Annotated in this window: 2 protein-coding genes; both read right to left on the bottom strand. The window is 35.7% G+C overall.

Features of this window, described 5'->3' with window-relative positions; genetic code table 11:
- On the bottom strand, positions 1-1,101 hold a 1,101-nt coding region (locus SIN01_RS14605), incomplete at its 3' end, for a HigA family addiction module antitoxin (protein WP_141306169.1).
- Positions 1,094-1,432 carry a type II toxin-antitoxin system RelE/ParE family toxin gene (locus tag SIN01_RS14600; protein WP_010024789.1) on the bottom strand — a complete coding sequence of 113 codons (339 nt, stop codon included), beginning with the start codon at positions 1,430-1,432 and terminating at the stop codon, positions 1,094-1,096. The genes SIN01_RS14600 and SIN01_RS14605, both read right to left, overlap by 8 nt.
- Between the last annotated feature and the right edge of the window lie 265 nt (positions 1,433-1,697).

Below are 1,697 nucleotides of genomic sequence, written 5' to 3'. Positions count from 1 at the left end.
TCCCCATTCGTCCCATTTATAAAAAATAATTAATCTGTTCAAGTTCCTGTATGGAATAACCTCATCCCTCTGCAGTCGTCCCACCACAATACCAGGATGAATATTTATACTTTTGGCAAATGAAGCGACATCTCTAGCACTTATAATGCTACCATGTTTCTCGACAAAGGATTTATATTCATCTTTAGGAATTAATACGTTTGCCGCAAAATTATCTGCTTCCTTTTCCGCGTTAACTTCTGGTAAATGCTTATTACTCTCTATAAAGACCTTTTTTTTAGCATGTAATATAACATGGCCTGATTCATGAAAAAAGGTAAACCATAAATGATCATTACGTTTATGCCTTAAACTTAAAACGATCATAGCTTTATTAGGCGAAAGCCACTTTGTCGCCCCACTTAAATGTGTACCTTTCAGTTCTGGTAAAAACACAACTGCAACACCTGCAGCGGCGCATGTATTTATTAATTGAGGAACAAAATTTTGAGGATCTGTTTCATTCGTCAAGTTTCGTAATTCACTAATTGCCGTACTAAATTTTTCTTTATCATATGGCGAACACTTTATCTTCGTAGCTTCTATTTCTGCTTTTCGAAGATAGGTAATGACAGCATACTTATCACTTTCAAACGTTGGAGACTGTCTGAACTGCACCTTAGTATCCCATAACGTATCCCATGATTTTGGGGAAGCAACCCCAAAAAAACTGAGCAGTTCTGATAATTGATCAACATCATTGTCCATCTTATTAATGTATTTCTCTCTAATCATGCTTTTTATTGGGAATTTATTCAGCCAACCCGTACATGATTCAAGTTCTTTCTTGTGTTTACATTCAGAAATTTCCTCTTGATATTTTTTTTCAAGATTGTTCCAAAAAGAAGCGGGAATTCCCAAAACCTTTTCAAGTTGAATTGCTGTGTCAGCACTAATAGGAGCTTTTCCCTTGATTATTTCATTGATCAATTTAACGGTACGTCCGGTACGACGTGCTAATTCAGCCTGAGTAATATCCAATGATTCGATAGTTTCCAGCAAAGTGTCTCCTGGGGTGACAATAAAATCAAGGTCACAATCATAAGCATTCTGATTAGTCATGATAATCAACCACCTCAATAATTAATATGGTCGTAATTTTTGATAAATCAAATCCACCATCACTTTTTAATGGCATAGGATCATGATATGGTTCAAAAATTAGCCTGAAAGGGTGAACTAAATCAACAGCGAACTGATTATCCCTTTTCCCCTTTAATTGATGACACCTTGGAGCTGGAAGCATTGAGAGAATAGCCAGGTTATCTGATGCTTTAATTTCATTTAGTCTTTGTGTTAATTTTTTTGATTGTCGTTGCCCTAATTTCTGAACCATCTTTCTCTTATCGAAGCAAATATCCTCAATTTTTTTGTTTTCATATTTCACGAGCATAAATAAAAGCTCCTTACGAGAAAGTATTAACGTATATGGTTAATAATATTCACCACATATATAATAACATATTCGAATAATTTGTAACGAATTTTTCGCATCTATAAGTTTAAAAATGTCGATTGAACTTCTTTGTTCACGACATTTTTGCATATAAGAAAAACCGGGCAAAAAGCGCCTGGTCCTTAATCTTTAATCATGGGTCGTTGATCGATGCCTGTTTATTGCATCATCGCTGCGGCTGCTCGCTTGCCACGGGCGCACC

The organism is Sporolactobacillus inulinus (genome assembly GCF_006539285.1).
Classification (GTDB): domain Bacteria; phylum Bacillota; class Bacilli; order Bacillales; family Sporolactobacillaceae; genus Sporolactobacillus; species Sporolactobacillus inulinus.
This window is presented reverse-complemented; position numbering and strand designations above follow the sequence as displayed.